This window comes from Proteus hauseri (assembly GCF_004116975.1).
GTDB classification, from domain to species: domain Bacteria; phylum Pseudomonadota; class Gammaproteobacteria; order Enterobacterales; family Enterobacteriaceae; genus Proteus; species Proteus hauseri.
In genome coordinates this window covers 2,552,951-2,578,613 of record NZ_CP026364.1, presented here as the reverse complement: position 1 = coordinate 2,578,613, position 25,663 = coordinate 2,552,951, and the positions used below count along the sequence as shown (strand labels likewise).

The following is a 25,663-nucleotide window of genomic DNA, read 5'->3' as shown; positions in this document are numbered from 1 at the left end:
TGCGCGCTGTCCGCCTCGAACTGTAAATTGCTCGCGCATCCCACTTTGATGTCAAAAACACATTCAAAGTTTGAGATTTTGAGAGACTCATCAATATACCTCGGTGATATATTGATTTGTTTTCAATTTTTCAGCTTGTTCCAGATTGTTAAAGAGCAAAATAATTCGCAGTATACTATTGCTAATATACTCTGAATTATATTTTAAAGAGATTATGGTGGAGCTAAGCGGGATCGAACCGCTGACCTCCTGCGTGCAAGGCAGGCGCTCTCCCAGCTGAGCTATAGCCCCATAATGCATTCTTAATACCTGTATAACCACTCCTTTTCTTCTTTATAAAAGAAGCTTTTTCTTTAGGCAAGGCGTGGAGTAACGAAGTTTACTTAAAGTAAACGAGTTGCTTCACAACACAGCATAAAGGAAAAGTGGTAGGCCTGAGTGGACTTGAACCACCGACCTCACCCTTATCAGGGGTGCGCTCTAACCACCTGAGCTACAAGCCTATACCGGTATTTCTGCTCGTTCTTCATCAGACAATCTGTGTGAGCACTACACATAACACGTATCTCTTAGGTAAGGAGGTGATCCAACCGCAGGTTCCCCTACGGTTACCTTGTTACGACTTCACCCCAGTCATGAATCACAAAGTGGTAAGCGCCCTCCCGAAGGTTAAGCTACCTACTTCTTTTGCAACCCACTCCCATGGTGTGACGGGCGGTGTGTACAAGGCCCGGGAACGTATTCACCGTAGCATTCTGATCTACGATTACTAGCGATTCCGACTTCATGGAGTCGAGTTGCAGACTCCAATCCGGACTACGACAGACTTTATGAGTTCCGCTTGCTCTCGCGAGGTCGCTTCTCTTTGTATCTGCCATTGTAGCACGTGTGTAGCCCTACTCGTAAGGGCCATGATGACTTGACGTCATCCCCACCTTCCTCCGGTTTATCACCGGCAGTCTCCTTTGAGTTCCCACCATTACGTGCTGGCAACAAAGGATAAGGGTTGCGCTCGTTGCGGGACTTAACCCAACATTTCACAACACGAGCTGACGACAGCCATGCAGCACCTGTCTCAGAGTTCCCGAAGGCACTCCTCTATCTCTAAAGGATTCTCTGGATGTCAAGAGTAGGTAAGGTTCTTCGCGTTGCATCGAATTAAACCACATGCTCCACCGCTTGTGCGGGCCCCCGTCAATTCATTTGAGTTTTAACCTTGCGGCCGTACTCCCCAGGCGGTCGATTTAACGCGTTAGCTCCGGAAGCCACGCCTCAAGGGCACAACCTCCAAATCGACATCGTTTACAGCGTGGACTACCAGGGTATCTAATCCTGTTTGCTCCCCACGCTTTCGCACCTGAGCGTCAGTCTTTGTCCAGGGGGCCGCCTTCGCCACCGGTATTCCTCCACATCTCTACGCATTTCACCGCTACACGTGGAATTCTACCCCCCTCTACAAGACTCTAGCCAACCAGTTTCAGATGCAATTCCCAAGTTAAGCTCGGGGCTTTCACATCTGACTTAATTGACCGCCTGCGTGCGCTTTACGCCCAGTAATTCCGATTAACGCTTGCACCCTCCGTATTACCGCGGCTGCTGGCACGGAGTTAGCCGGTGCTTCTTCTGCGGGTAACGTCAATTGCTAAGAGTATTAATCTTAACACCTTCCTCCCCGCTGAAAGTACTTTACAACCCTAAGGCCTTCTTCATACACGCGGCATGGCTGCATCAGGCTTGCGCCCATTGTGCAATATTCCCCACTGCTGCCTCCCGTAGGAGTCTGGGCCGTGTCTCAGTCCCAGTGTGGCTGATCATCCTCTCAGACCAGCTAGAGATCGTCGCCTAGGTGAGCCATTACCTCACCTACTAGCTAATCCCATATGGGTTCATCCGATAGCGCAAGGTCCGAAGAGCCCCTGCTTTGGTCCGTAGACGTCATGCGGTATTAGCTACCGTTTCCAGTAGTTATCCCCCTCTATCGGGCAGATCCCCATACATTACTCACCCGTCCGCCGCTCGTCAGCAAGAAAGCAAGCTTTCCTCTGTTACCGCTCGACTTGCATGTGTTAGGCCTGCCGCCAGCGTTCAATCTGAGCCATGATCAAACTCTTCAATTAAAAGTGTTTGATGCTCAAAGAAATCGAATACTTAGCTTCATTCATAAATGAATTTTACTTTTGTAAACACTCTTTAAGACTTATATACATCTAAATATTTTAGAAGATATCGTCTCTGCGAGTGCCCACACAGATTGTCTGATAATTTGTTAAAGAGCAGTGCAACATTCGCTGCCGTTTCCGGTCTTCTGCGTTGTTGCGAGGAGGCGTATATTACGTTATTCCTCTGAAGAGTCAAGAGTTTTTTCAAACTTTTTTCTTTTCTCTTCGCTGTCCCTCGCGGCTGTTGTTAGCTCATCGTGGGTCAGTGGATGCGCATTATAGGGAGTTTTCTGAACCTGACAAGTATTATTTTAAAAAAACTCATCAAGTGGATAATTTATAATCAAAGACTGTATTTTAGTATATATAACAAACATTTTTTGATGACAAAACCTTCAATGCTATCAATATTCTTTTTGTTTTCATTTAAAATATCCTCAATAGATTTATAAATATAAAAAAAGAGGCTTATATAAGCCTCTTTTTACTTTATGTTGTCACTTTTACTCTATTTAGTAATAGAAAGAGAATTTCAATTACTGTTTAGCAATTATCTTATCATTATCCAAATCTAAGATAACTTCTTTACCTGGTAACAATTTGCTTGACAAAATATCCTGCGCTAATGGATTTTCCACTTCTTGCTGAATAGCACGTTTTAATGGACGCGCACCATAGATTGGATCGAATCCAACTTCACTCAGTTTTTCTAACGCAGCACCAGTAATAGTGACATGATATCCACGTTCTTCTAAACGCTGATATAAACGACGCAACTGTATCTGAGCAATAGCGGCAATATTCTCTTTTCCTAATGGATGGAATACCACGACTTCATCAATACGGTTAATAAATTCAGGTCTAAAATGATGGCCAACAACATCCATGACCATTGCTTTCATTTCAGGATAATTAAGCGTACCAAATTGTTCCTGAATTAAATCAGAACCTAAGTTGGATGTCATAATCACAACCGTATTACGAAAATCAACAGTTCTGCCTTGTCCATCAGTTAAACGACCATCATCCAATACTTGTAATAAGATATTGAATACATCAGGGTGCGCTTTCTCAACCTCATCTAATAAGATGACTGAATAAGGACGTCGACGAACAGCTTCAGTTAGATATCCCCCTTCTTCATAGCCTACATATCCTGGAGGTGCACCCACTAAACGAGAAACTGAGTGTTTTTCCATAAACTCGGACATGTCGATACGCACCATTGCATCATCGCTATCAAATAAAAAGTTTGCTAACGCTTTACACAGCTCGGTTTTACCAACACCTGTTGGCCCTAAGAATAAGAAGGAACCAATAGGACGATTTGGATCAGATAACCCAGCACGGCTACGACGAATCGCATTAGATACCGCCTCTACAGCTTCCGATTGTCCAATAACGCGTCTATGTAGTTCTTGTTCCATACGCAATAACTTATCACGCTCACCTTCTAACATTCGAGAAACAGGAATACCTGTCCAACGTGCTAAGATCTCTGCAATTTCTGCATCTGTTACTTTATTGCGTAACAGTTTCATATGCTTGTCTTCAGCTTTGTTGGCTTCTGCAAGCTGTTTTTCTAGTACAGGAATTTGACCATATTGGATCTCTGACATTTTTGCCAAATCACCACTACGCCGCGCCTGTTCCAATGAGATACGAGCCTGCTCTAATTCTGATTTAATATGTTGAGTGCCGGTAAGCTCTGCTTTTTCAGCTTTCCACTCTTCATCTAATGCAGAATACTCTTTCTCTTTTTCAGCCAACTCTTCATTAAGCATTTCTAAACGCTTTTTACTTGCGTCATCAGACTCTTTTTGTAGTGCTTGCTGTTCAAGTTTCAGCTGAATTATGCGTCGATCAAGTCTATCTAATGCCTCTGGTTTTGAATCCATTTGCATACGCAGACTTGCACCCGCCTCATCAATTAAGTCTATCGCTTTATCTGGCAACATACGGTCAGAAATATAGCGATGTGATAACGTCGCAGCTGCAACAATTGCTGGATCTGTAATTTGTACGTGATGATGTAATTCATAACGCTCTTTCAGGCCACGTAAAATAGCAATTGTGTCTTCTACTGTTGGTTCGGCAACATATACTTTTTGGAAACGACGCTCTAATGCTGCATCTTTTTCTATATATTGACGATATTCATCAAGAGTTGTTGCACCCACGCAATGTAATTCACCTCGAGCTAATGCAGGTTTCAACATATTACCTGCATCCATAGCACCTTCGGCTTTACCCGCACCCACCATAGTGTGCAACTCATCAATAAACAGAATAACGCTACCTTCCTGTTTAGATAAATCGTTTAAGACTGCTTTTAAACGTTCTTCAAATTCACCACGATATTTTGCACCCGCTAATAACGAGCCCATATCCAATGAAAGTACACGTTTATTTTTTAAACCCTCTGGTACTTCGCCATTGACAATCCGTTGAGCTAAACCTTCAACAATAGCCGTTTTACCAACACCAGGCTCACCAATAAGCACAGGGTTATTTTTAGTACGACGTTGTAAAACCTGAATGGTTCTTCTTATTTCTTCATCACGACCAATCACAGGATCGAGCTTGCCTTGTTCTGCTCTTTCTGTTAAATCCACAGTATATTTTTTCAATGCCTGACGTTGGTCTTCTGCATTTTGATCTTTCACTGTTTCTCCACCACGTATTTTTTCAATGGCTATCTCAAGGCTTGCTTTGTTTGTTCCTGCTGCTTTTAGCATGTCAGCAACTTGACCACCAATTTCCATCGCAGCCAAAAGAAAGAGCTCTGACGAAATAAATTCATCACCTTTTTTCTGTGCCAATTTATCGCACAAGTTAAGATGCTTAATTAAATCATTTGAGGGATGAACCTCGCCACCAGCGCCTTCGACTTTAGGTAATCGTGTTAGGGCTTCATTAACTCGTTCACTAAATTGTGATGCATTAACACCTGCTGATGTTAATAATGGGCGAATTGATCCACCTTGTTGATTAAATAACGCACTCAGTAAATGTATGGGTTCTATAAATTGATTATCGTTCCCAAGTGCCAATGACTGGGCGTCTGCGAGAGCTTGCTGGAATTTATTGGTTAATTTATCCAGACGCATAACACCTCCAAGTAAAATTCAAATTAAAATTTGTCGCTGGAGAATAGATGAGGTCATATTGACAATATTCAAGCTCAAAATAGAAATTTTTGAGCTAAAATATTTATCAATATTTAAGATAAGCGGGAAAAACGTTGGGGGAGTTTATTTAATCCAGATTAATGATGCCATTCGTCCTGTGGTCTGTTCTCGTCTATAAGAGAAAAAACGCGACTCATCCGTAACAGTACAAAAATCACCACCATAAATCTGAGTAATTCCATTTTCCCGTAAAATTATTCTCGCTAACATATAGATATTAGCTAAATATTTACCATTGTGGGAAATAAATGCAGATTCAAATAAACGATTTTGTTCAAGAAAAGCTTGACGAACCTCTACACCGACCTCAAAAGCCGTTGGCCCAATAGCTGGACCTAACCATGCCATTATTTGATGCTTCGGTGCTTTAAATTGGGATAATGTATTTTGTAAAATACCTTGGCAAAGCCCTCGCCACCCACCATGAGCAGCACCTATCTCACTTCCATCTATTGTCGTAAAAAGTACGGGTAGACAGTCAGCTGTCATAATGGCGCAGACTTTCTTTTGTGTAGAGGTATAAAGGGCATCACCTTCAACTTCATTATTTTCCTGTAAACTCAATGTTACAACATGAGTGCCATGTACCTGCTGAAGCCATAAAGGCATTTCAGGGAGCTGAGCTTCTTCACAAAGCAATCGTCTATTTTGCTCGACAGATTGAATGTTATCCCCTACATGAGTGCCAAGATTGAGACTATTATAAGGCGGTAAACTAATCCCGCCTTCTCTCAAGGTACTACATGCACCGACATTGTCAGGCTGTGGCCAATCAGGAAAAATTAATGAAGTCATTTACCAATCCATTTCATCTTTAAATTGCTCAGCATCGTCTTTCAATACATTTATCAGATTAACCATATCATCAGGCAATGGCGCATGCCATTCCATCTCAATACCTGAAATAGGGTGATAAAGACGTAGCATCGTTGCATGTAAAGCTTGTCTATCAAATAGACGTAAGGTTTCACGAAACTCTTCTGATGCCCCTTTCAGTGGGCGAGGTCTACCGCCATATAGCTGATCACCAATTAATGCATGATGAATATGAGCCATATGCACACGAATTTGGTGAGTACGGCCAGTTTCTAAACGTAAACGCAAACGGGTAGAAGCACGAAAATGCTCCATTACGCGATAATGTGTTATCGCAGGTTTACCCATTGGATGAACCGCCATATGTGTGCGTTTAGTTGGATGACGCGAAATTGGCTCATTAACTAATCCACCCGCAGTCATTCTTCCTGTTGCAACCGCTTCATATTCACGAGTAATTTCACGACGCTGTAATGCTTCAACTAAATGCGTTTGAGCAGGTACTGTTTTTGCAACAACCATTAAACCAGTTGTATCTTTGTCTAAACGATGGACAATACCCGCACGAGGAACATTAATAATCTCTGGGTAACGATAAAGTAATGCATTTAGCACTGTACCATCAGGATTACCTGCACCTGGGTGAACAACAAGATCTCTTGGCTTATTGATAACCAAAATATCGTCATCTTCATAAACGATATTTAACGGAATATTCTGAGGCTCCCAGCGGGCTTCCTCTTCAATTAAGGCATCGACTTCAACTTTTTCACCGCCAAGCATTTTTTCTTTTGGCTTATTGATGATTTTATCGTTAACCTGCACTCTATTGTCTAAGATCCACTCTTTTATACGAGATCTTGAATAATCAGGGAACAATTCCGCCAAAGCCTGATCTAAGCGTTGACCAAGCTGTGAATCTGCGACTGTAGCATTAAGTCGTATTTGTTGAGACATAAATAGTTTTCTATTAATTAAGTTAGTGTTTTGACGGCACAGCCGTTTCATTTAAAATGAGTTATAGTGTAACCGATTTTAGGGGAGCTTCACGCGCAGACACCCCAAACCTATTCAGAGGATAATCAATACGTGATGAGACGCATTAAATACCTAGTGGCAGCAGCCACTGTAAGCCTGTTACTTTCTGGCTGTTCCAGTTCAGACAAAGACGCAACTGCGGATATGTCTCCTTCTGAGCTTTATGCAACCAGTCAGGAAAAATTGCTAGATGGCAATTATGGAGCGGCTATCAAACAATTAGAGTCTCTCGATAATCGCTATCCTTTTGGCCCCTACTCACAACAAGTCCAGCTCGATTTGATTTATGCTTATTATAAATCAGCAGAATTACCAATGGCGATTTCTGCTATCGACCGTTTTATGCGGTTAAATCCAACCCATCCAAATATTGACTATGTTCTTTATATGCGCGGGCTTACAGCACAAGCATTAGATGATAGCGCATTACAAGGATTCTTTGGTATCGACCGTTCTGACCGTGATCCTCAGCATGCGATAGTTGCATTCAAAGACTTCAGCCAACTCGTTCGTTACTATCCTGATAGCCTTTATACTGCTGATGCAACTAAACGCCTTGTCTTTCTTAAAAACCGTTTAGCAAAGTATGAGCTGTCTGTTGCGAAATTCTATACTAAACGAGGGGCTTATGTCGCGGTTATTAATAGAGTTGAACAAATGATGCGTAATTATCCTGATACACAAGCCACTCGTGATGCGCTTAAGTATATGGAAAATGCTTATAAAGAATTAGGATTAACTCAAGAAGCAGATAAAGTTTCTGCTTTGATTGCAGCTAATCCAGCTTAATTATTTCTTTTCAATTAAAAACAGCAGCCTATCGCTGCTGTTTTTTTATTCTTTCATCTAGTTTATTACTGTGTTTTTACTAACAAGTCTCTTACTTTTCATCAGCCCAACCTTCCTAATATGACCGAAGAAAGCCAACATAACAAGCGCTCTTTTTCAGCTATTTATCATTTGTCACGTTTCTATTACGACTTACACACCTTTCTAACAAAAAGTGATTTTGATCATGTTTTTAATTGTATATCGCGATATTCTGAAGTCATCGAAGGCGGAGTAATAAAGAGGTAACTATATGATTATAAATATTACTAGTAAGCAAATGGAGATTACCCCAGCACTACGTGAACACATTGAAAGCCGTCTAACTAAACTTAATAAATGGCAGGTGAATTTAATCAATCCTCATATCATTCTGACCAAAGATCCGAAAGGCTTTAGTGTTGATGCCAGCATTCATATACCAAATGGACAATTAATTGCGAATGCCCAACACTCTGATATGTATACCGCGATCAACGACCTGTTAGCAAAATTGGGTCGTCAATTAAATAAAGTTCAACATAAAAGTGAAGCTCGCCGAGCAGATAATAGCTTGAAAGAAGAAAATTTACTTGTTGACGAAATTTAAATAGTAAACTGAAGTTAAAAACTAGAACAATTCACTGACTCATTTGCCTCTGCGCATCCTCGTGATGCGCTTTTTATTGCTTTTTTCTTGACACTCTCTACATCATCATGTCTGATAGCAAGATGTTAAAAAATTTTATTAACCAAGAAAATCAACTTAAATAATGTTCAATAAATCCTTTTTGCCATTCTTCTTTTTCTTTTTACTCTTTTATTAAGAGGCTTTGTCATTCCAGAAAGAAAAATAAGAACGACAAGAGCCTCCTCCACGGAGGCTTTTTTATTTATTGACGATAAGATGCAAAGGTATAGGGCTTAATATGGAAAAACTCGATTTATTGGCAATCAGAGATAAAATTACAACACTTGATGCTGAATTACTGACACTGTTAGCAAAACGACGTCAATTATCTGCTGATGTCGCACAATTTAAATTGAATACACATCGCCCTATTAGAGATAAAAACCGTGAGCGTGAATTACTCGATTTGCTGATAGATAAAGGTAAAAAAGTTGGATTAGACGGTTTTTATATTAGTCGTATTTTCCAAATGATTATTGAAGATTCTGTTTTAACACAACAAGCCATCTTACAACAGCACCTTAATTGCACGCCTAATGAATCAGCAAGAATTGCTTATTTAGGTCCTAAAGGTTCATATTCCCATATTGCAGCTCGTCAATACTCAGCTCGCCATTTTGATACTATTGAAGATTGTGCGTGCCATAAATTTGAAGATATTTTTACACTCGTCGATACAGGTCAAGCTGACTATGGCTTATTACCAATAGAAAATACGAGTTCTGGTGCAATAAATGATGTTTACGATTTATTGCAAACTACATCGCTTTCTATTGTCGGTGAAATCCGTATTCCTATTAATCACTGTTTATTAACTGCGGTAAATACAACAGCAGAAGAACTGCATACTATTTATAGTCACCCTCAACCTTTTCAACAATGCAGCCATTATTTAAATCAATATCCAAATTGGAAAATTGAGTATTGTGAAAGCACTGCCGCAGCAATGGAAAAAGTAACACTGGCACAATCGCCACATGTAGCGGCAATAGGCAGCGAAGCTGGTGGTTCACTTTATGGTTTACAGCCTCTAGCGAACAATTTGGCCAATCAACAAATCAACGTCACTCGCTTTATTGTTATTGCGCGTAAAGCAATTGATGTATCAGAACAAGTTCCTGCAAAAACAACCTTCTTAATGGCAACAGGACAACAAGCTGGTGCTCTAGTTGATGCATTAATGATTTTAAAACAATACGATATTATTATGACAAAACTAGAATCACGCCCAATTAATGGCACGCCTTGGGAAGAGATGTTTTATATTGATGTTCAGGCAAACTTACGTGATATAAATATGCAAAAAGCATTACATGATTTGTCATTAACAACCCGCTCATTAAAAATATTAGGTTGTTACCCTTCAGAGAATGTTGTTCCTGTTGAAGTAAAATAATCTTACTAATAAATGAAAATAAGCCAGATAGTTTTTTTTGCTATCTGGCTTTTTATTTCTTCTGTTTCTTCTATTTTTTATTTCTACTTTATGGCTAATTATAAAAAACCATAAAGTGCAGCAAATACCCAGCCAAAGATACAAGAAACCGTTACCCCGATTAAACCAGGTAAAATAAAGCTATGGTTAATCACAAATCGACCAATTCTTGTCGTACCAGAGCGGTCAAATTGTATTGCTGCTAAATCACTAGGATACGTAGGAAGAATATAATAACCATAACAAGCTGGCGCAGAGGCAACTATATATGCAGGGTCGATACCAATACCTAAGGCTAAGGGTACAACTGCAGCTAATGCAGCAGCTTGTGAGTTAACAAACTTAGAGACTAATAATAAGACGACCGCATAAGCCCAAGGATATTCTCTTACTAATTGTCCTAATGCTGCTTCTATTTCTTTCATATGCGCCGCGAACATGGTTTCTGCCATCCAAGCAATACCATAAACTGCAACAATAGCTATCATTCCTGAACGGAAAACTTCATTTTTAGAAATTAAAGAAGGGTTTGTTTTGCAAATAATAATAATAGCTGCACCTGCTAGTAACATAAACATCTGAATAACGAGTACCATTGATAATGGTTTACCATTAAATTCAGGCCGTATTTCAGAGAATGCTCCTAATATCGCCACTATGGCTATCGCACCTAAAAATATCCACATTGCTACCCAGTTTTTCATAGGAAGCTTTTTATCTAATAATGTAGCTGTATCACCATAAACATAATCATGGTTTTCAGGTACTGAAATAAATTCTTGGAAACGTTGGTCTTTATCTAAATCCTTTCCTCTAAACCAGCTAAAGATACCTATTGCTAAAATACCAATAAAGGTCGAAGGAATAGTAATTGCTAATAAATCTAGAAATTCAAGGTGTTTACCATTAAAAGTAACATTGCCTAGCATTGCAACTAATGTCACGACGGCAACAGAAACTGGGCTGGCAATAATTCCCATTTGAGCACCAATAGTACTAGCCGCCATTGGCCTCTCAGGTCGAATATTATTCTTAATTGAAACATCATAAATAATCGGCAATATCGTATAAACAACATGCCCCGTACCACATAAAATTGTTAGCGTACAAGTAACAAAAGGCGCAACAATTGAAATATACTTAGGATTTTTACGTAATAGCTTTTCTGCTATTTGCAACATGACATCTAAACCACCAGATGCTTGTAACGTTGCTGATGCAGAAACAACAGCAATAATAACCAGCATTACATCGACGGGCGGCTTGCCGGGCGGTAAGTGGAAAATAAAGACTAAAATAACTAAACCAACACCACCTAACAACCCTAATGCAATTCCTCCTTTTCTTGCCCCATAAAATAAACACACTAATATAATGGCTAGTTGTATTATAAAATCCATAATTTACCCCTTGAATAATACTGCGGAATATAAAATATAAAATAATACAAGTGAATATTGAGTATTCTTGGTAAAAATCATTGCTTATAAATTTTAATTTACGCAACTGTTATATTATATTTTTTGATCACTGTTATAGTTTTAATATCACCCTATCTTTTTTATTCAAATTTAAGATCTCATCAACAAATAATTTATTACCAGAGACAAACATGAACATTTATGCATATTTAATTAAACGCATTAATAACATTTCAATAACAAATGAAAATGTTAGATATTTATTACACTAACCAATCCATCAATATATTTTACAAAATAAGTAGAATCATAATGTTAATAAAGATAAGAATACCTGGCTTTATTTAAACCTATGTACCTTCATCTCACCACTAAAAATAAACCCTATTTTTAGTAAAATGAATATTAGTACTAACACTATTTAAAAACAGCAATCCATTGAAAAATAAATTAATTTAATATTAACAGAAGAACTATTAGATCATTTCACCGCAACATATTATGGAGATAACAACTATAAAGATAATTAATTATTTTAAATTACAAGTCATAACCCAGACTTAAAAGACTATTAATCCTTTAGCAATATAGGATATTAAAATGATAAACATTTTATTTTAATAACATTAATACTATTTAGCAGCCATACATTTTCTATATCCTGTTATTCTAATACCACTATAACGAATAATAAGATGTTATTGAACATTCCACAAATAATCGAATCAATTCGCTGTGTTTGGCCCCCTTGTGATGATGAATTGAAGAATAATCATTTTTAAATGAAAAAATCCCAATGTGAGATATCAACATTGGGATTTCCATTTAATTCATATTCTGATTATATACGACTATCATTTGCCTTCTGTAATAACACACCACTCTCTTTCATAAATTGTGATGCATAGTCACCAAACCAATTACTGACATTATTAAATGAATGGATAAATTCATCCTTAGCATTTAGGTCTAGTAGCTCTATCGCTTGCCCTAGTGACTGGTGATATCGGCGAATTAACTCAATATTTTCTTGCGATGATAAAATAATATCCGCATAAAGTTGTGGGTCTTGCGCAAATAACCGCCCTATCATCGCTAATTCTAATCGATAAATCGGTGATGAAAGCCTTAATAAACTGGCTAAATCAACGTTTTCTTTCGCTAAATGCTGACCATAGGCAAATGTTGTAAAGTGTCGAAGCGCCTGAATAAAACTCATATTTTTATCATGTTTTTCTGGCATTATCGCTTCTATTTTTGCACCCCAAACCATTAACTGCTCTAGCAACCATTGAAATGCTTGATGGTCTCGACCTTCGCAATAGGCAACTACTTGCTTTGCTAAACTCGGAACATCCGGCCCAAACATGGGATGCAATCCCAATACAGGCCCTTTATGCGCTTTTAACATTGCATCGAGAGGTGCTTTTTTAATTGACGCTAAATCCACCAATAAACAGTTTTCAGGCAATGGAGGTAATTGAGCAATAACATCAACAGTTAAATGAATAGGTACACTCACAATGACCATGCCAGCATTAGCAAAAATAGCGGGTGATTTTGTGTTCCATTCATCCGCTTCCAAGCTTTTAACTTGATAACCAGAAAGAGTAAATAAACGAGAAAATAATTTACCCATTTTCCCATTACCACCAATAATGACGATATCCCCTAACTGAGGATTAAGTGTTTTAAACCCTTTATCGTTTTCTTTGGTATAAGATTCTCGCATAACTCGACGCAATACATCTTCAATTAAATCAGGAGAAATCCCTATTTTTTGAGCATCTTCGCGACGAGAAGCAAGCATAGCAGCTTCTCTATCAGGTGCATATATTGGTAAACCATGACGATTTTTAACTTCACCTACTTGTGCAACTAATTGCATTCTTTTTGCTAATAAAGAAAGTAATGATTTATCCACCTGATCAATTTGCTCACGCAAACCTTGTAGTTCTTCTGCCATCGATGCTTGCCTCCTTTCTAATTACTCTTATTAACCGACTTTTTTTAATAATGCTTCACGTTCAGCTAAAATAGGTGAAATTTGCTGATGCAGATTTCTTAACACAGATTCTGTTGTTTCCCAACTAATACATGCATCGGTCACGGAAACACCGTATTTCATTTCACTACGAGGTTGCTCTGATGACTGATTCCCTTCATTTATATGACTCTCAAGCATAATACCTGTAATTGATTGGTTTCCATTAAGGATTTGCTCAATCACAGAATCGACTACGGTAGATTGACGACGAAAATCTTTACTTGAATTGCCATGACTACAATCAATCATTAATGATGGTTTTAAACCTGCTTTAAGCATATGAGCTTCACATTGTTCTACATCTTCTGCATGATAATTGGGTGTTTTACCACCACGCAAAATAACATGCCCATCGGGATTACCTTGTGTCTGTAATAAACAAACCTGCCCTGATTGATTAATTCCCATAAAACGATGTGGCATCGATGCGGCCTTCATTGCATTAATTGCGGTATCTAAATTACCATCGGTACCATTTTTAAATCCAACCGGCATAGAAAGCCCAGATGCCATTTCACGATGCGTTTGTGATTCTGTTGTTCTTGCGCCAATTGCGGACCAACTAAATAGATCACCTAAGTATTGAGGATTATTAGGATCTAATGCTTCAGTTGCCAAAGGTAGGCCTAGCTGCACTAACTCAGTTAATAATTTGCGTGCAATATGAAGCCCTTTTTCCATTTCAAAACTGCCATCCATAAATGGATCGCTAATTAGTCCTTTCCAACCCACAGTTGTACGAGGTTTTTCAAAGTAGACTCGCATCACAATGTACAGACTATCACTCAATTCAGACGCCAATACTTTTAGACGCTTAGCGTAATCAAGTGCCACATCAACGTCATGGATAGAACATGGACCACATACCACGAGTAAACGAGGATCTTGACGTTGGACAATTTGGGAGATGGTTTGTCGTGAATTTGCAATAACATGCAGATCATTGCGACTCAATGGATATTTTTGTTTTAACTCTTCTGGAGTAATTAAAATCAGCTCTTCACTGATATTCACATTATTGAGTGCATCTTTTTGCATGATCATAGTCTTTACCTTTTTATTTTTATCGCTGTCATTGTGATTTTTTCTGTCTGAAAGATAAGATAACACGCAATGTAAAGAATTCAATCCATTTTTAATAAAAAAATACAAAAGTGTAAATATATCATTACGTCAAAATAATATATGAATATTTTCTCTTTTAATTCATTACCTTATAGATTTAAATAGATTTCAAGTTATCGTGAGTATCATTATAAAAAATAGCGATAGTGTAAATAAAAATTCACACTAAATTCTTAAAATGAAGAATAAGATAAAATAAAAATAGAGGCTTAAAATAAAACATAAGAAGTAAAAAGAGAAAAGAGAAAAGAGAAAAGAGAAAAGAGAAAAGAGAAAAGAGAAAAAACACTAATTAACTTAAATAAAAAGGCCAGCAATAAGCTGGCCTTTAACGTTAACTCTCGGATGTGCGAAAGCGTATTATTTAGCGTTAAGACGCTCTTTAATACGTGCAGCCTTACCAGAACGCTCACGCAGGTAGTACAGTTTAGCTTTACGAACCGCACCACGACGCTTAACTGTGATGGTGTCTACGACTGGGGAGTGAGTTTGGAATACACGCTCAACACCTTCGCCATTAGAAATTTTACGAACAGTGAATGCAGAGTGCAGACCGCGGTTACGAATAGCGATAACCACGCCCTCGAATGCCTGCAGACGTTTTTTAGAACCTTCAACAACCCATACTTTAACTTCTAAAGTGTCACCAGGACGGAATGAAGGAACATCTTGCTTCATCTGTTCTTGTTCGATTTGTTTAATGATATTGCTCATAATAACTCTCTTACCCTAGGTAAACTGATATTAATGACATTTTTTGTCAGACTTACTCTGCTGTTCTCTGCTGATGTTCATTTTTGAACTCAGCTAACAGCACTCTTTGCTCGTCAGTCAGAGCTAGGCTTTCCAGAAGCTCAGGTCTTCTTAGCCAGGTTCGGCCTAATGATTGTTTCAAACGCCAGCGATTAATATGAGCATGGTTGCCTGACAGCAAAACTGCGGGCACTTCCATACCATCTAAAACCTCTGGGCGAGTATAGTGAGGATGATCCAGTAAACCCTGCGCAAAAGAGTCCTCTTGAGCGGAGTCTGCATGTCCGAGAACTCCCGGAACAAAGCGTGCAACTGCATCTATCATTATCATGGCAGGTAATTCCCCACCACTTAGTACGTAATCACCCACAGACCACTCTTCATCGATTTCAGTCTGTATGACACGTTCATCTATACCTTCATACCGACCACAAACCAGAATTAACTTCTCATTCGTTGCCAGCTCGCAAACACCTTGTTGATCGAGTTTGCGTCCCTGAGGCGATAAATAAATCACCTTTGCTCCATCACCTGCCGCAGCTTTAGCCTGATGAATCGCTTCCCTTAAAGGTTGCACCATCATCAACATACCTGGACCACCGCCATAAGGACGATCATCAACGGTATGGTGTCTGTCATATGTGAAATCTCTAGGACTCCAACACTCCACACTGAGCAGACCATGCTTAACTGCCCGACCAGTCACCCCGTACTCGGTTATAGAGCGGAACATTTCTGGAAATAGGCTAATTACCCCAATCCACATTTTAGTGTCCCACTATTGAGAACCGTTAACCGGATAATCTAAAAACCAGGATCCCAATCAACGATAATTTTTCTCGCTGAGAGATCGACTTTCTTGATAACCTGCCCATCAAGAAACGGAACTAACCGTTCCCCGATACCGAATGCATCTTTCAAATTTGCTTTAATAACCATGACATCATTCGAGCCTGTTTCCATCATGTCGCTGACGACACCAAGATCATAGCCCTTGTCAGTTTCAACCTGACAACCCATCAGATCTTTCCAGTAATATTCACCGTCAAGCTCTGGTAGTTGTGAAGCATTCACGACAATTTCAAAATTAGTCAGAATGTTTGCAGCATCTCTGTCGTCAACACCTTTCAGTTTGACGATAATATCTTGGTTGTGGTGTTTCCAAGCTTCTATTTCAATGGTTTCCCATTGTCCATGTCGCTGAATAAACCACGGTTGATATTCAAAAATGTTTTCGGCATGTTCGGTGGAAGAAAAAACTCTGAGCCAACCACGGATCCCGTAAGGTGAGCCCAACTTACCCATCACAATAGGTTCTGCGGGCTCTTTTAAGGTTATTTGTTCGCTCATTGTTACCACCGCGACAGATTAAGCGCTTTTCTTCGCTGATTTGATCAGGCCAGCAACACGTTCTGAAACAGTTGCACCCAGACCTACCCAATGTTCAACACGGTCAACATCTAAACGCAGTGTTTCTGCTTGACCAGTTGCCAGTGGGTTATAAAAACCTAAACGTTCAATGAAACGACCATCACGCGCGTTGCGGCTATCGGTCACGATTACTTGGTAGAACGGACGCTTTTTTGCGCCGCCACGAGCTAAACGAATTGTTACCATAACATCCTCATTAGTTAATAAAACAACCAGACGCCATCGAGGAATGGAGTCCGGTTGTCATATAAAAAGCCCGAAAAGTTTACTCACTTTGGCGAAAAAAGCAATCCAAAGCGTACTTTTTTTCAGTCTTTTTGGTTTTAGCGGCCAGGGAAGCCCGGTGGCATCATACCTTTCATGCCACGCATCATCTTAGCCATACCGCCTTTCTTCATTTTTTTCATCATACGTTGCATATCGTCAAACTGCTTTAATAAGCGGTTAACGTCTTGCACTTGCGTTCCTGACCCCGTCGCAATACGACGTTTTCGAGAACCTTTGATGATTTCTGGTTTTTGGCGCTCTTTTCGTGTCATGGAGTTTATAATTGCTTCCATTTTCACTAAAACAGAGTCATCCATTTGTGATTTCACAGCATCAGGAACCTGCGACATACCAGGCATTTTACTTAGCATACTTGCCATGCCGCCCATGTTACGCATTTGTTTTAACTGATCTAAGAAATCATTTAAGTCAAAACCATCGCCTTTCTTCAGTTTAGTGGCGAGTTTTTCGGCCTGAGCTCGGTCAACTTTGCTCTCAATGTCCTCGATTAGGGAGAGAACGTCGCCCATTCCTAAGATACGTGATGCCACGCGATCCGGATGGAAAGGCTCTAACGCTTCTGTTTTTTCCCCAACACCAAGAAATTTAATTGGCTTACCGGTGATATGGCGAATAGATAACGCAGCACCACCACGCGCATCACCATCAACTTTGGTTAAAACCACACCAGTTAATGGCAACGCTTCATTAAATGCTTTTGCGGTATTTGCTGCATCTTGCCCTGTCATGGCATCAACAACAAAAAGCGTTTCTACTGGGTTAATGGCTTTATGAAGGTTTTGAATCTCCTCCATCATGGCTTCATCTACGTGTAGACGACCCGCGGTATCCACCAGTAATACATCATAAAACTGCAATTGAGCATGTTTTAATGCATTGCTAGCGATAGTAATTGGATTTTCTTCAACGGTTGATGGGAAGAAATCAATACCAACGGATTCAGCTAGAGTTTCAAGCTGTTTAATTGCCGCTGGACGATAAACGTCAGCAGAAACAACCAGAACTTTTTTCTTCTTTTTCTCTTTTAAGAATTTACCTAGCTTAGCAACACTGGTGGTTTTACCCGCACCTTGAAGACCCGCCATTAACACAACCGCTGGCGGCTGTGCTGAAAGATCTAAATCAGTGTTGACCTCCCCCATCGCATTGACAAGTTCATTTTGAACAATTTTGACAAACTCCTGACCTGGGGTCAGGCTTTTGTTAACTTCATGACCTACTGCGCTTTCTTTTACTCGCGCAATAAAATCACGGACAACAGGTAAAGCTACGTCAGCTTCTAATAAAGCCATTCGTACTTCACGCAATGTCTCTTTAATGTTCTCTTCAGTCAGTCTTCCCCGACCGCTTATATTGCGCAATGTGCGCGATAATCTGTCACTTAAATTCTCAAACATTATCTTAGCTCAGTGTTAAAGTTGGGCTTGTCGGTCATGTATGCCGCCGATTATATCACGATGGCTCGCAGATCTCTGCATAGAGATTTAATGACTTCAATAGTTGGAGCCGTATGCACCTAGCGCTATACTAGGAAGTTATTCAAACCCTATATGTAAGCGAAACTATGCCCGTTATATCAATCTCTATCGTCGCTGTCTGCGCTTATTTACTCAGTCTGGTGCTAATTCTCCCCAGTCTGTTGCGAAAAGAGCAGAATGGATACCGCGGATTAGCTCTTCTATTTGCGGTCATTGCGCTTGTTGCGCATGCTATTTCATTAAAATTTTTAATTTTCCGCCCACACAGTGGACAGAATCTCTCATTTACCAATTTAGGCGCTATTGTTAGCCTAATGGTTTGCGTTATCATGACTATTGTCGCGTCTCGAGGCAAAGCATGGTATTTACTGCCAATAGTTTACTGTTTTGCCATAGTTAATCTGGTGTTAGCCGCATTAATGCCAGGTGAGTTTGTCACCCATCTTGAAAGTAGTTCAGCACTCTTTATTCATATCGGGCTTGCATTATTAAGTTATGCGACTTTGTTAATTGCAGCATTATATGCTTTACAACTAAGCTGGCTCGACTACCAATTAAAAAATAAAAAACTAAAATTCTCACCTCAAATGCCACCATTAATGACAATTGAGCGTAAAATGTTTCATATCACACAAGTTGGTGTTGTGTTATTAACATTAACTCTCTGTACCGGTTTGGTATATATGGATAATATTTTTGGTAAAGAGAATATTCATAAATCTATTTTTTCTATTATTGCTTGGTTTGTCTATATCATTTTGCTTTGGGGACATTTCCGCGAAGGTTGGAGAGGCAAGAAAGTAATTATTTTTAACCTTATTGGTGCAATCATTCTGACTTTAGCTTTTTTTGGTAATCGTTTATTACAAGAGCTAATGATCAATTAATTTTTTATTTTAAGGTAGCAAAAGGACCTCAATTTTGGAGCATGTTTCAACAGCAACGCTCATTATCATACTTATAGGTATGGTTATCGCATCGGCTTATTTTTCTGCGACTGAAACGAGCATGATGACAATAAATCGTTATCGCCTTCGTCACGCAGCTAAACAAGGGAATCGTTCAGCAAAACGCGTAGAAAAATTATTGCTGCGCCCAGACAGACTTATTAGTCTTGTTCTTATTGGCAATAATCTTATCAATATTTTGGCTTCTGCCATTGCTACTATTATCGGGATTCGATTATATGGCAATGCGGGTGTTGCAATTGCGACAGGGGTATTAACTTTTATTATCCTTATTTTTGCAGAAGTTTTACCAAAATCTGTTGCAGCACTTTATCCAGAACGAATTGCTTATCCAAGCAGCGTTATTCTTTCACCGTTGCAAAAACTAATGTTACCTGTTGTCTGGTTTTTTAATAGAATTAGTTTAATGTTAATGCGTTTGTTAGGAATAAAATCACCAGTAATACAAGGTAATGCAGTTTCAAAAGAAGAATTAAGAACCATTGTTAACGAATCTAAATCCAAGCTTTCACAACGAAATCAGAATATGTTGTTGTCTATTCTTGATTTAGAAAAAGTGACAATTGGCGATATTATGGTGCCAAGAAATGAAATTTTTGGTATTGATGTTAACGATGAGTGGAAATCAATCATCCGACAATTAACACACTCACCTCATGGCCGGATTGTGTTATATCGAGATACTTTAGACGACGCGATTGGCATGTTACGTGTTCGAGAAGCGTATCGTTTAATGACAGAAAAAAGAGAATTTACTAAGCAAATTCTGATCAAAGCAGCGGATAAAGTCTATTTTATCCCTGAAAGTACACCACTTAATTTACAACTGGTCAATTTCCAGCGTAACAATGAAAAAGCAGGTATTGTGGTTGATGAATATGGTGAAATTCAAGGCTTAGTCACCGTTGAAGATATTCTTGAAGAAATTGTGGGTGATTTTACAACTTCCATGTCGCCTTCTTTAGCTGAAGAAGTATTACCTCAAAAAGATGGTTCTCTTTTAGTCGACGGTACAACCAATATTCGTGATATCAACAAAGCTTTTGGTTGGAATTTGCCAGAAGATGAAGCTCGTACTATTAATGGTATTATTAGCGAAGAATTGGGCGATTTACCCGTTGTTGGCGATAAAATTCAAATTAATAAATATGAGTTTGAGATCTTAGAAGTGCAAGATAATATAATTAAAAAAGCGATGATACGTAATCTTGCCATCTCTCATCATTAATCCTTTTGATAAAGCACTTTTTTAAGTGCTTTATTTTTTATCTTTTTCTCTCATTTAACCTAATTCAAAACGTAATTTACTCTTACGAAAATCAAACTCTCTAGCAGACGACATATAAAAGGGCGCTATTGCTTGCTTTTGATGCAGGACACTATTTTTAATTAACTGATAATCAGAATAAAAACCGTGATTTTTAACCCACATAACTAAATTAAGTGCGGGTTCACTGGAATATGAATAACCATACTCTTCACGACGACAAATAAAACAAGCTGTTTCGCCTTTACTAATCGTTAAAGAAAGCGCTTTACGTGGAAAATTGGTGATTATAGAGCCATTGGACTCTACTGCTTCAATATTAAAATGATGCGGAGCTAAGCTACGAATATTTTCATATTTCAGTTTTGTATTTTCACCACTATAACTGTTGGTTTTAATTTCATTTTTTTGTGCATACCAACGATATTGATCATCTTCTTTATACAGATAATCTCCCGCTATTTTTATTAGTGTATTGGTTTCTGGCTTGTCAATTTTCGCTAATAATTCAGGATTTATTTGTGATGAAAGGAGTAAGTTATCTGGCTTTATTATTAATTCAGAGTTATCAGTACTGCGTTTTACATATTTTTTATGTACGCACTCAAAATAGCGATATTCCTGTGCTTTAGATAATCCCATATAGAAAAATGCATCTTTTGGTAACTGAGTACGTATTGTACTTTTACCAAAAAAGTAAAACTCGCGAACAAAAAACTCTAACACGAGTTTTGGGGATGAGAACTGTTGATTTTCCATAATAAAAGGCACTCCATGTAGTAAAAATAAATTTAATCCATTATTACCTAAGAATATAAGAAGATTGGAAAATAAGATAATGAAATAAAAAAGAAACAGAGATATACAATAAGAAAGGCAATAACAATAAAAAAGAGATGGAATAAATAAAGAGACAATAAATCAGGATGCGAATTTCTTGATCTATTGTCCCCTACAGTATTTTATCTTTTAAAGCTTAGCTATTAAGATTAACTAGATATGTAACTCTTTCAGTGTCTCTTCAGGAAGCGCTAACTCATCATTATGGTTAATACCAATGGCATGAGATAAAATATCGCGTGCAATGTCTTGTGCTTCGTTTAATGAGTGCATAGCATAAGTACCGCACTGATAAACATTTAGTTCAGGAATTTGGTTTTGATCTTTTACTTTCAAAACATCTTCCATTGCAGCTTTCCATGCATTAGCAACACGTTGTTCTTCTGGCTGACCAATTAAGCTCATATAAAAACCCGTGCGACATCCCATTGGCGAAATATCGATAATTTCGACACCATTACCATTGAGGTGATTACGCATAAAACCTGCGAATAAATGTTCTAAGGTATGAATTCCTTTCTCAGGCATGGCTTTTTTATTCGGTACAGTAAAGCGTAAGTCAAAAACTGTAATAGTATCACCTGATGGTGTATTCATGGTTTTAGCGACACGTACAGCAGGTGCAGACATACGTGTATGATCAACAGTAAAACTATCCAATAAAGGCATAAAAAACCTCCGAAGAAAATTTTTAAATATTTTTAAGAGAAAATGAAACTTTCTACGAGCAACTCTGTCTTAGTAATGAATACGCGCAAAATGTTATCATCCCTATTTCTCTATAGAATCTTTTTTAGCCACACAAATTTTAGTGTGGCTTTTTTCTATCCTAAGTTCAGGAAGCCATACCTTCATTATTTGGGCCAGCATGGATCTTCAAATACTCATCAAAAGAAATGGTATCACTATTTTCTAGATCTTCCTGACGTTTAATGGATGAAATTCTCTCATGATCAAACGCATTTTCAGTTAATGTTTCGTAAGGTGTTTTGACCAATTCTTGGTAATACTGTTCGGCCAATGACAAACCATAACCGCCGATACCTTGTTCTTTTATTTTTTCTAATAGTCTGCCTGAGAAGGTTAATTCAGGATTATCGAACATTTCCTCTAACTTAAGGCAAACTTCCAGATATTTTGTTCCTGAACAGCTATCAAGAACTTTAGCAACTCGCTGTAAATCAGCAAATAGTGATTTACCAACTTGGGCTAATGGCTCTTTTCTTTCACCACATCCCATGCCAATAACTTGCCCAGGCTTACGCCCTTCTAGAATAACGTTATTCCAATTTGAACGACAACACGCTAATTCAGATGCACTCATTTCTGGTGCATCCGCTAATACACACCAAATTAAGAATAAATCTAAGAAGCGAATTTGTGTTTCATCAACGCCAATAGCCGTAAACGGATTGATATCTAACGAGCGAACTTCGATATATTCAATACCGCCGCGCAATAATGCATCTGAAGGTGACTCATCGCCTTTTACAACACGTTTAGGACGAATTGGAGCATATAGCTCATTTTCAATTTGCAGTACGTTAGTATTTAGCTGAACATATTTGCCATCTTTTTTGGTACCCAATTTTGCAAACTCTTCAGAAGGCTTATGAATCGCTTTTTTAAGCCCTTTTACATAAGTATCTAAATGATTAAAGGTAATGTCTAAATCACTTTGTGACTTATTGGTATAACCAAGGTCACTTAATCTTAATGAAGTTGCATAAGGTAAGTATTTCGCCCCTTTTGGTGTATTTTCAAAAGGTAAATTAGTTTCTCGCCCTTTTAAGAATGAACCACAAATTGCAGGTGAAGCACCAAAGAAAAATGGAATAATCCATCCAAAGCGATAGTAATTACGAATCAAACGTAAATAGCCATCAGAAATGGCTTCTTTACCGCTAACTTCATCCTTTACATTCGCCCAAGCTTGCCAAAATTCAATAGGAAGAGAGAAGTTGTAATGCACACCTGAAATAGTTTGCATTAACGCACCATAGCGATTTTTAAGCCCTTCACGATAAAGCGTTTTAAAACGCCCCACATTAGATGTGCCAAACTGAGCTAAAGTAATTTTATCTTCAGCTTCAATAAAGCAAGGCATACTCATTGGCCACATACGTTCATTATCTAAACGGCGTGCAGTATAACGGTGTAAGTCACCTAAAAAATGCAGTGTGTTTGAAATATTATCGTCAACAGGCGTAATAAATTCTAATAGAGACTCTGCAAAATCTGTCGTAATCCATTTATGGGTTAACGACTTACCTAATGCAATCGGGTGTTCTGTAGATGCAAGATTACCTTCAGGAGTAACTCTTAAGGTTTCGCGCTCTATACCACGGTGGATACCACATAAAACTTTAGGATGTGCTTCCAACCAAGAAAGCGCTTTAGATACGTCCGGGATCAAAAGTGACCTCCCGTGTGATTAAGGTTAATAAATAGATAGGAGTTACTTTATCGCAAAGTCAGTAAATTGTCGCTGATTAGATGATGTTAGCGTTATTAGTTGGTGCTAAACAATGCTGTAACATATTAAGAATTGATAAATAGGTAGAAAGCAAAAAGCCTCGCTATAAGCGAGGCCTTAAAGATGGTGCACCCTGGAGGATTCGAACCTCCGACCGCTCGGTTCGTAGCCGAGTACTCTATCCAGCTGAGCTAAGGGTGCAGATCGTACTAAAATTTTCAGATAATCAGATTGTTATAATCTAAGATGGTGCACCCTGGAGGATTCGAACCTCCGACCGCTCGGTTCGTAGCCGAGTACTCTATCCAGCTGAGCTAAGGGTGCTCTCATTATCTGTTTTCTCACTTTAGCGATAGCTTAAGCAAGTAATGAATGGTGCACCCTGGAGGATTCGAACCTCCGACCGCTCGGTTCGTAGCCGAGTACTCTATCCAGCTGAGCTAAGGGTGCGCCGTGGTAATACTGTCACTTTACTCTTTTGATGCCCAAAATTCACTGTTAGCACCAAAATAAAAACCCCATACATTAATCATGGGGTTAGAAGATGGTGCACCCTGGAGGATTCGAACCTCCGACCGCTCGGTTCGTAGCCGAGTACTCTATCCAGCTGAGCTAAGGGTGCAAATCTAAATGGCGGTGAGAGAGGGATTCGAACCCTCGATGCAGCTTTTGACCGCATACTCCCTTAGCAGGGGAGCGCCTTCAGCCTCTCGGCCATCTCACCATATTTAGAACCACTCGAAGAAGTTCTTACTGAACATCTCGTCTCTGTGTGGCGCACATATTACTTTCTCAGCCTAAGAAGTCAAACGATTTTTCTCAACTTTTTACGAATATACGTTTGTTTGAACACTTCACAAACAAACTGATGAGTTTATCAGCAAGAAAGCCCCGAAAAGAACTAAACATAATGATATCGCTGGCGAAAAATCATTCAAGTATTTTATTCATTACACAAAAAATTTTATTCACTCAACAAATAGTTATGAATCGAATGATTAGCGGTAAAAAGACTTTCAATTCTGTCAATCAGAATAAACGGATAGTGTAATAATAAATACAGCTCAGGAAGAGCAAAGATAGGAACAAAGAAAGGAATAAAAAGTCCTATAAAGAGAAAAGCGCCCAGACCCGGCAAAAGTGTGGACGCTTACGAATGAATTATAACTAGCTAATAATTGGATATCGTTTAGTAGTTATCTGTAGGCTGAGATTTCTCGGCCTGAATTCGTTGATAGATCTCTTCGCGATGGACAGAGACTTCTTTGGGTGCATTTACGCCAATCCGTACCTGATTACCCTTAACCCCTAAAACGGTTACGGTTACATCATCGCCTATCATAAGCGTTTCACCAACTCGACGAGTTAGAATAAGCATTCTTTGCTCCTTGAAAATTTACAAGAGTCGGGTCTCTAGAATTTCCCGGCCATT

At 38.8% G+C, this 25,663-nt stretch carries 20 protein-coding genes, 7 tRNA genes, 1 rRNA gene and 1 other annotated feature; of the genes, 5 read left to right on the top strand and 23 right to left on the bottom strand.

The window, feature by feature from the left end:
• Positions 1–215: 215 nt before the first annotated feature.
• From PH4a_RS11715 to rluD, 6 genes are all read right to left on the bottom strand, one after another.
• Positions 216–291: transfer RNA gene (locus tag PH4a_RS11715), tRNA-Ala, on the bottom strand.
• A gap of 135 nt (positions 292–426) precedes the next feature.
• A tRNA-Ile gene (locus PH4a_RS11710) sits at positions 427–503 on the bottom strand.
• A gap of 71 nt (positions 504–574) precedes the next feature.
• Positions 575–2,117 (bottom strand): 16S ribosomal RNA (locus tag PH4a_RS11705).
• Positions 2,118–2,695: 578 nt separating this feature from the next.
• Positions 2,696–5,269 carry an ATP-dependent chaperone ClpB gene (clpB, locus tag PH4a_RS11700; protein ID WP_129039937.1) on the bottom strand — a complete coding sequence of 858 codons (2,574 nt, stop codon included), beginning with the start codon at positions 5,267–5,269 and terminating at the stop codon, positions 2,696–2,698.
• A gap of 144 nt (positions 5,270–5,413) precedes the next feature.
• Positions 5,414–6,145, bottom strand: a complete 732-nt coding sequence (yfiH, locus tag PH4a_RS11695; protein ID WP_129039935.1) for a purine nucleoside phosphorylase YfiH — start codon at positions 6,143–6,145, stop codon at positions 5,414–5,416.
• Positions 6,146–7,123, bottom strand: a complete 978-nt coding sequence (rluD, locus tag PH4a_RS11690) for a 23S rRNA pseudouridine(1911/1915/1917) synthase RluD (protein ID WP_064719260.1) — start codon at positions 7,121–7,123, stop codon at positions 6,146–6,148.
• Positions 7,124–7,258: 135 nt separating this feature from the next.
• On the opposite strand from rluD, the gene bamD reads away from it, so the two are divergent.
• The 3 genes from bamD to pheA all read left to right on the top strand — a co-directional run bounded on the left by bamD (position 7,259) and on the right by pheA (position 10,098).
• The gene (gene bamD, locus PH4a_RS11685) at positions 7,259–7,993 is read left to right on the top strand and encodes an outer membrane protein assembly factor BamD (RefSeq protein ID WP_064719259.1); all 735 of its coding nucleotides are present in this window, start codon (positions 7,259–7,261) and stop codon (positions 7,991–7,993) included.
• Positions 7,994–8,285: 292 nt separating this feature from the next.
• On the top strand, positions 8,286–8,621 hold the full coding sequence (raiA, locus tag PH4a_RS11680) for a ribosome-associated translation inhibitor RaiA (RefSeq protein WP_129039933.1): 336 nt from the start codon (positions 8,286–8,288) through the stop codon (positions 8,619–8,621).
• 168 nt (positions 8,622–8,789) lie between these two features.
• Positions 8,790–8,905: a sequence feature (Phe leader region), on the top strand.
• A gap of 35 nt (positions 8,906–8,940) precedes the next feature.
• A complete protein-coding gene (gene pheA, locus PH4a_RS11675; protein WP_129039931.1) occupies positions 8,941–10,098 on the top strand; it encodes a bifunctional chorismate mutase/prephenate dehydratase in 1,158 nt (385 codons plus the stop codon).
• 98 nt (positions 10,099–10,196) lie between these two features.
• Here pheA and PH4a_RS11670 read toward each other — a convergent pair whose 3' ends face one another.
• The 8 genes from PH4a_RS11670 to ffh form a co-directional block, all read right to left on the bottom strand.
• Entirely contained in the window at positions 10,197–11,537 is a 1,341-nt protein-coding gene (locus PH4a_RS11670) for an anaerobic C4-dicarboxylate transporter (RefSeq protein ID WP_129039929.1), read from the bottom strand.
• Between the two features lie 862 nt (positions 11,538–12,399).
• Complete coding sequence (gene tyrA / locus PH4a_RS11665) at positions 12,400–13,524, bottom strand: bifunctional chorismate mutase/prephenate dehydrogenase (RefSeq protein WP_129039927.1); 1,125 nt, start codon at positions 13,522–13,524, stop codon at positions 12,400–12,402.
• A 30-nt stretch (positions 13,525–13,554) separates the two neighbouring features.
• Positions 13,555–14,649 carry a 3-deoxy-7-phosphoheptulonate synthase gene (locus PH4a_RS11660; RefSeq protein WP_064719254.1) on the bottom strand — a complete coding sequence of 365 codons (1,095 nt, stop codon included), beginning with the start codon at positions 14,647–14,649 and terminating at the stop codon, positions 13,555–13,557.
• Positions 14,650–15,090: 441 nt separating this feature from the next.
• Entirely contained in the window at positions 15,091–15,444 is a 354-nt protein-coding gene (gene rplS, locus PH4a_RS11655) for a 50S ribosomal protein L19 (RefSeq protein ID WP_064719253.1), read from the bottom strand.
• A gap of 52 nt (positions 15,445–15,496) precedes the next feature.
• Positions 15,497–16,249: a tRNA (guanosine(37)-N1)-methyltransferase TrmD gene (gene trmD, locus PH4a_RS11650; RefSeq protein WP_064719252.1), complete on the bottom strand. Its 753-nt coding sequence runs from the start codon at positions 16,247–16,249 to the stop codon at positions 15,497–15,499.
• 38 nt (positions 16,250–16,287) lie between these two features.
• Positions 16,288–16,833, bottom strand: a complete 546-nt coding sequence (gene rimM, locus PH4a_RS11645; RefSeq protein ID WP_064719251.1) for a ribosome maturation factor RimM — start codon at positions 16,831–16,833, stop codon at positions 16,288–16,290.
• 18 nt (positions 16,834–16,851) lie between these two features.
• Positions 16,852–17,100, bottom strand: a complete 249-nt coding sequence (rpsP, locus tag PH4a_RS11640) for a 30S ribosomal protein S16 (RefSeq protein ID WP_064719250.1) — start codon at positions 17,098–17,100, stop codon at positions 16,852–16,854.
• A gap of 137 nt (positions 17,101–17,237) precedes the next feature.
• On the bottom strand, positions 17,238–18,599 hold the full coding sequence (gene ffh / locus PH4a_RS11635; protein ID WP_129039925.1) for a signal recognition particle protein: 1,362 nt from the start codon (positions 18,597–18,599) through the stop codon (positions 17,238–17,240).
• 167 nt (positions 18,600–18,766) lie between these two features.
• Between ffh and PH4a_RS11630 the strand changes: the two genes are divergently transcribed.
• Both PH4a_RS11630 and PH4a_RS11625 read left to right on the top strand, forming a co-directional pair.
• Positions 18,767–19,567 (top strand): cytochrome C assembly family protein, encoded by an 801-nt coding sequence (locus PH4a_RS11630; protein WP_129039923.1) that lies wholly within the window; start codon positions 18,767–18,769, stop codon positions 19,565–19,567.
• A gap of 34 nt (positions 19,568–19,601) precedes the next feature.
• Positions 19,602–20,876, top strand: a complete 1,275-nt coding sequence (locus PH4a_RS11625; RefSeq protein ID WP_129039921.1) for a CNNM domain-containing protein — start codon at positions 19,602–19,604, stop codon at positions 20,874–20,876.
• A gap of 54 nt (positions 20,877–20,930) precedes the next feature.
• Here PH4a_RS11625 and PH4a_RS11620 read toward each other — a convergent pair whose 3' ends face one another.
• The 9 genes from PH4a_RS11620 to csrA form a co-directional block, all read right to left on the bottom strand.
• Complete coding sequence (locus PH4a_RS11620; protein ID WP_129039919.1) at positions 20,931–21,674, bottom strand: hypothetical protein; 744 nt, start codon at positions 21,672–21,674, stop codon at positions 20,931–20,933.
• A gap of 234 nt (positions 21,675–21,908) precedes the next feature.
• Positions 21,909–22,424 (bottom strand): S-ribosylhomocysteine lyase, encoded by a 516-nt coding sequence (gene luxS, locus PH4a_RS11615; protein ID WP_129039917.1) that lies wholly within the window; start codon positions 22,422–22,424, stop codon positions 21,909–21,911.
• A gap of 166 nt (positions 22,425–22,590) precedes the next feature.
• A complete protein-coding gene (gene gshA / locus PH4a_RS11610; RefSeq protein WP_129039915.1) occupies positions 22,591–24,171 on the bottom strand; it encodes a glutamate--cysteine ligase in 1,581 nt (526 codons plus the stop codon).
• Positions 24,172–24,355: 184 nt separating this feature from the next.
• Positions 24,356–24,432, bottom strand: a tRNA-Arg gene (locus PH4a_RS11605).
• Between the two features lie 46 nt (positions 24,433–24,478).
• Positions 24,479–24,555: transfer RNA gene (locus PH4a_RS11600), tRNA-Arg, on the bottom strand.
• 49 nt (positions 24,556–24,604) lie between these two features.
• A tRNA-Arg gene (locus PH4a_RS11595) sits at positions 24,605–24,681 on the bottom strand.
• A 95-nt stretch (positions 24,682–24,776) separates the two neighbouring features.
• Positions 24,777–24,853: transfer RNA gene (locus PH4a_RS11590), tRNA-Arg, on the bottom strand.
• 9 nt (positions 24,854–24,862) lie between these two features.
• Positions 24,863–24,955 (bottom strand) — tRNA-Ser (locus PH4a_RS11585).
• Between the two features lie 465 nt (positions 24,956–25,420).
• Complete coding sequence (gene csrA / locus PH4a_RS11580; protein ID WP_064719243.1) at positions 25,421–25,609, bottom strand: carbon storage regulator CsrA; 189 nt, start codon at positions 25,607–25,609, stop codon at positions 25,421–25,423.
• Positions 25,610–25,663: the final 54 nt, after the last annotated feature.

Excerpts from the sequence above, each read along its gene's own strand:
- clpB (WP_129039937.1), bottom strand. The coding sequence starts at position 5,269 with ATGCGTCTGGATAAATTAACCAATAAATTCCAGCAAGCTCTCGCAGAC.
- yfiH (WP_129039935.1), bottom strand. The coding sequence starts at position 6,145 with ATGACTTCATTAATTTTTCCTGATTGGCCACAGCCTGACAATGTCGGT.
- rluD (WP_064719260.1), bottom strand. The coding sequence starts at position 7,123 with ATGTCTCAACAAATACGACTTAATGCTACAGTCGCAGATTCACAGCTT.
- bamD (WP_064719259.1), top strand. The coding sequence starts at position 7,259 with ATGAGACGCATTAAATACCTAGTGGCAGCAGCCACTGTAAGCCTGTTA.
- raiA (WP_129039933.1), top strand. The coding sequence starts at position 8,286 with ATGATTATAAATATTACTAGTAAGCAAATGGAGATTACCCCAGCACTA.
- pheA (WP_129039931.1), top strand. The coding sequence starts at position 8,941 with ATGGAAAAACTCGATTTATTGGCAATCAGAGATAAAATTACAACACTT.
- PH4a_RS11670 (WP_129039929.1), bottom strand. The coding sequence starts at position 11,537 with ATGGATTTTATAATACAACTAGCCATTATATTAGTGTGTTTATTTTAT.
- tyrA (WP_129039927.1), bottom strand. The coding sequence starts at position 13,524 with ATGGCAGAAGAACTACAAGGTTTGCGTGAGCAAATTGATCAGGTGGAT.
- PH4a_RS11660 (WP_064719254.1), bottom strand. The coding sequence starts at position 14,649 with ATGATCATGCAAAAAGATGCACTCAATAATGTGAATATCAGTGAAGAG.
- rplS (WP_064719253.1), bottom strand. The coding sequence starts at position 15,444 with ATGAGCAATATCATTAAACAAATCGAACAAGAACAGATGAAGCAAGAT.
- trmD (WP_064719252.1), bottom strand. The coding sequence starts at position 16,249 with ATGTGGATTGGGGTAATTAGCCTATTTCCAGAAATGTTCCGCTCTATA.
- rimM (WP_064719251.1), bottom strand. The coding sequence starts at position 16,833 with ATGAGCGAACAAATAACCTTAAAAGAGCCCGCAGAACCTATTGTGATG.
- rpsP (WP_064719250.1), bottom strand. The coding sequence starts at position 17,100 with ATGGTAACAATTCGTTTAGCTCGTGGCGGCGCAAAAAAGCGTCCGTTC.
- ffh (WP_129039925.1), bottom strand. The coding sequence starts at position 18,599 with ATGTTTGAGAATTTAAGTGACAGATTATCGCGCACATTGCGCAATATA.
- PH4a_RS11630 (WP_129039923.1), top strand. The coding sequence starts at position 18,767 with ATGCCCGTTATATCAATCTCTATCGTCGCTGTCTGCGCTTATTTACTC.
- PH4a_RS11620 (WP_129039919.1), bottom strand. The coding sequence starts at position 21,674 with ATGGAAAATCAACAGTTCTCATCCCCAAAACTCGTGTTAGAGTTTTTT.
- luxS (WP_129039917.1), bottom strand. The coding sequence starts at position 22,424 with ATGCCTTTATTGGATAGTTTTACTGTTGATCATACACGTATGTCTGCA.
- csrA (WP_064719243.1), bottom strand. The coding sequence starts at position 25,609 with ATGCTTATTCTAACTCGTCGAGTTGGTGAAACGCTTATGATAGGCGAT.